Source organism: Pseudomonas veronii, assembly GCF_001439695.1.
Classification (GTDB): domain Bacteria; phylum Pseudomonadota; class Gammaproteobacteria; order Pseudomonadales; family Pseudomonadaceae; genus Aquipseudomonas; species Aquipseudomonas veronii.
In genome coordinates this window covers 1-4162 of the sequence record NZ_JYLL01000064.1, presented here as the reverse complement: position 1 = coordinate 4162, position 4162 = coordinate 1, and the positions used below count along the sequence as shown (strand labels likewise).

Genomic DNA, 4162 nt, shown 5'->3' with positions numbered 1-4162 from the left:
GGCCTGGACATGCCTGGCCCAGGACTCGCGCCGCGCGTGCATCGTTTCCATGTGAATCCCCTGCTGAAAAATACAGAGGATGCGGGCAGGGGTGCTCGAGGAGAAGGTGGGCGGGCTGGACGCTTACGGTCAAGCTGCTGGGTGAAATTGTCGAGAAGAAATACAAGATCATCGTCTGCGTGGACATGCTGGGCGAAGGCTTCGACCTGCCAGAGCTGAAAATCGCGGCTATTCACGATCAGCATCGCAGCCCGGCAGTCACGCTACAGTTCATCGGTCGGCTAACCCGGGTTGATGACACGCTAGGCGACGCCAAATTCGTCTCAAACATTGCCAACCAGAAAGTCGATTACCAGATGGCAGTGCTTTACAAGGAAAGTGCCGACTGGAGCGCTGTGATTCGAGACGTGAGCCAAGACAAGATCGCCCGCGAAATCGAAAAGGAGACGTTCACCGAACAGTTCCCGGATGATGCCGACTCCGAGGACATCTTCGGGTTGAACCCCAACCCCAAGATCAGTGCGGTCGCCTACCATGTGGAGCGCGACCAGTGGCGGCCAGAGAAGGCCAATCACTTCTCCCAGAAGAAAGAACCACTGCAGTTCCTTTCCATCAACGACGCTTCAGACACCATTATCATGGTCACGCGACGAGATACTCCGGTCGGATGGGCTCAGACCTCGACGATCGTGGACACCAACTGGATTTTGTACCTGGCTTACTACCATTCGCCCGACAAGACGCTCTTCATTCACTCCTCTGGTGATGAGTCGCAAGCGACGCGTTTTTTGAGTTTGATTGCAAAGGATGCCAGGCGAATCAACGGTGAGCCTACCTTCCGAACCCTGCACGACATCAAGCTCATGAAGCTACAGAACGTGGGGTTGTCCAGGACACGCAAGGATCTGAGATTCACGATGCACGTCGGGCGGGACATCAATACCGTCATCAGTGAAATCGAGAACGGCACGGCGAAAAAGTCCAACATCTTCGCAACGGGCTATGAAGATGGACAGCGCACTACCGTTGGCTGTTCTCACAAGGGGAAGATCTGGGAGATGAACACTTCCAGCATCATTTACTGGATTGAGTGGTGCAAGCGCGCCTCGCAGAAACTCAATGACGCCACGATCAACCCCTCTGAAGTGCTCAAGGATGTGATTCGCTCGGAGAAGATCGAGGGGGCCTGGCCAACGGGACTCTTCTATTCTGATTGGCCTGAGTCCATTGCGATCGAAAACGAGCAGAAAATTTCGCTGGCGTTCAATGGTGAGATTTTCAACCTGCTTGATGTCGAGCTTGGGAAACCTCAGCGGACTGACGATCTGACACTAGAAGTGCCCGTCATCGCCATAGCAGCAGATGGCACGGAGCGTCAGCTGCCTGACATCACAGTACGGTTGCTGAAGGATAGCTACAAATTCTCCTGCCTTGAGGTCAAGATCATTTTTGCCGAAGAGAGCTCGTTCGAACAGTACCTGGATGCGAATCCTTTGGTGCTGCTAGCCGTGGACGGTTCGATGGTCGAGGGCAATTATCGGTTTTACACACCCAATAGCTTGGGCTTGAAGCTTCCGATAGCGCTGATTGAGGCTTGGGACTGGGAGACCACCCAGATCCACAGCGAGTCCATGAGGGCAACTCGTAACATGGACACCGTCCAAGGGTTCACCTACAGCCGAATCGAGGACGACTATGCATTCATTTTCAACGATGATGGCGCAGGTGAGATTGCGGATTTGGTGGCAATCAAAGAGAGCAAGGACGCAATCTTTGTCGACCTTTACCACTGCAAGTATTGCCCCCAAAAAGATGGCGAGGCTCGACCTGGCGCTCGTGTGAGCGATGTCTACGAGGTCTGCGGCCAGGCATCACGATCGGTGAAGTGGCTGCACACCGAGGAAAAATTCTTCAATCGATTGATGGGTCGGTACCAGCAATCGCTGCCGAAAGGGTTCGACAGAATCCTCAAGGGTGACCCAATAGATTTGGAGCTGCTTCGCAACAAGTGCCACGACCACGAGATGATTTTCAGATTCGTGATCGTACAGCCTGCCATTTCAGCGGCGAAAATCTCCGCTGATCAGCTTGCTGTCCTCGGCACCAGTTACTCCTACATTAAGAACGTATCTGGTTCAGATGTCCGGGTCGTAACCAGTGCATAACAGAAAGGGGGGCACCGTATTGCCTCCGGCTTCTTGGCCAGGTGAATCTGGAGGTAGGGCGGGAAGGTATTCATTGATCAAAGAATTTTGAGGCCTCGGAAGTGGGGCAGGAGCAAGGATGGCCCAGTCAAAGAGAATCAAAGTAATGCTGTCCAGTCGTTGTAACGATCGCTTTCCCACGGACAGCGATCAAACGCTCAGCAATATCCGAGAGCAACTCAAACGTGAGATAGAGGGCACGAAGCTATTTGGCAAACAGGTATTTGAAGTTTGGATTAACGAAGATGCACCTCCTGCGGACGGAATGCAGGACAGCTGGGATGCCTGTTTGCAAGCCGTGAGGGATTGCGATGTGCTACTGGTGCTGTCCAACGGCAATGCCGGCTGGGCCAGTGGTGACGGCGACATTGGTATTTGCCATGCGGAGTACATGGAGGGACTAGCCACTACTCGGGGGAAGGTGCGCTTCATCGCTATGCCAAATATCCCAGCAGGCGATGGCCAGGTAGCTGAGACAGCACGTAATCAGCGCTTCCAGGCCTTTATTGCACAACAGACACCCTTCAGGGGTGGAATGGTTTCAACTGTTGAGCAATTGCGTAGCCGCGTCCAGGAAGCGCTTCTCGATGCGTTGGTCGTTCTGACCCAGCGTGGTGTAACCGCTGCGGCTTCGAGCCGTTTCGATATGGGCCAGGCGCTGGATTGGACACGGATGGACTTCCGTCAGCGCAAACGAGCGATGGAAGCGGTGTTACTGCAGGCGCTCAATGGTGGCAAAGTCCCTGCTAGCGAAGCGTTCGCCATTGTTCCAATTGCTGGAGTGAATGTCGTTGTGTTTGTCCATGCAATCCCGGCTGCGTTCACGGTTGCTGCTGCGCGTGAGCTGGTGGGTAAGCCTTTTCTGCGTGACCATGAGCATGCTGATCTGTTGAAAGGTGCAGAAGGACCGTTGCATTTAATCGCCTGTCACCGTGGAGCGACAGAGACTCAGGCCACTGCGTTGTTAGGCTTTCCTGATGCTACGGTTGTCAGCGGTTCCTTCGGTATTTTTGTCGCTGATGATGTACAGAAAGTACAGTTTGCCTTCCTGGCCAACTGTCGCGATGCGTCGCAAACGCGCCATGCGCTCCAGCGTTTTAGGGAATGGTTGGATCAAACAGGTGAAGCGCAAATTCTGGCCAAGAGAGCCGCTTCACGCGCCAAGATTGTCAAAGTTATTGCCGCCGAACTTGAAGGGAGATAACAGGGATGTCAAAAGCACTTTTTACTGTGGGGCCCGTGTTGTCCTTCCGAGGCGTCAGCAAAACCGGGCAGTGGCAGGTGACCGCGTTAGTCGGAGTTGTAGCTGGCGCCGCATTTCCTGTTCTTTCTGTTGACGGCCAGGCTTGTCCGACGCCGAAGGTTTTGCTGGAGCGTCCGAAAGAAACCATCCTTCGTTACGACCTGAGCTGTGATCAGCAGGCGCAGGAGCGAACAGTAAAGTTTGGTGTAGGGCAGGAAGGGCCGCAATGGCAGTTCTCCATTCCCGGTCGAGACTATGCCCCAAGAATGGCCTACGTCTCTTGCAATGGCTTTTCGGACCCTAGTGGGATGCGCAAGTTGGTGCGCCCTGAAAACGCCGTATGGGCTGACCTGATCAGCAATCATGACAGTGACTTGCGTGCTGCAGGTTACGTGCTGGACAAGGAACAGCTTTGGCACGAAGGACGAATTCATGACAAGGGCTTGAAGCGGTTCCAATTGCTGCTGATGGGGGGCGACCAAATTTACTTTGACTCGATTTGGGAGGATGTGAAGTCCCTCAAGAAATGGGTCGGACTGTCGCGCAAGGAGCAATTGGCGTTCAAGGTAAGCGCGGCGTTGGAGAAAGGTAAGCGTCCAGCCGCCCCACCTTTACTCAGGTTGAGGCGCGAGGGGTAATAGCTCATCGATCCGGCTGTTGGGCCAGCTGGGTAGTTTTTCCAGCGTATCCTTGAGCCAAGCGGCGGGTTCGATGC

At 54.2% G+C, this 4162-nt stretch carries 4 protein-coding genes; 3 read left to right on the top strand and 1 reads right to left on the bottom strand.

Annotated features, from left to right (window positions below):
- From TU80_RS30905 to TU80_RS30895, 3 genes are all read left to right on the top strand, one after another.
- Positions 1-2165 (top strand): helicase-related protein (locus TU80_RS30905; RefSeq protein WP_248843155.1); only part of this gene is annotated, 2165 nt, incomplete at its 5' end.
- A gap of 118 nt (positions 2166-2283) precedes the next feature.
- Positions 2284-3408, top strand: a complete 1125-nt coding sequence (locus tag TU80_RS30900; RefSeq protein WP_057006133.1) for a DUF4062 domain-containing protein — start codon at positions 2284-2286, stop codon at positions 3406-3408.
- Between the two features lie 5 nt (positions 3409-3413).
- Positions 3414-4085 (top strand): alkaline phosphatase family protein, encoded by a 672-nt coding sequence (locus TU80_RS30895; protein ID WP_235000084.1) that lies wholly within the window; start codon positions 3414-3416, stop codon positions 4083-4085.
- Here the strand turns inward: TU80_RS30895 and TU80_RS32455 are convergent.
- Positions 4059-4162 (bottom strand): transposase domain-containing protein (locus TU80_RS32455; RefSeq protein WP_156422911.1); only part of this gene is annotated, 104 nt, incomplete at its 5' end. The genes TU80_RS30895 and TU80_RS32455 overlap by 27 nt on opposite strands.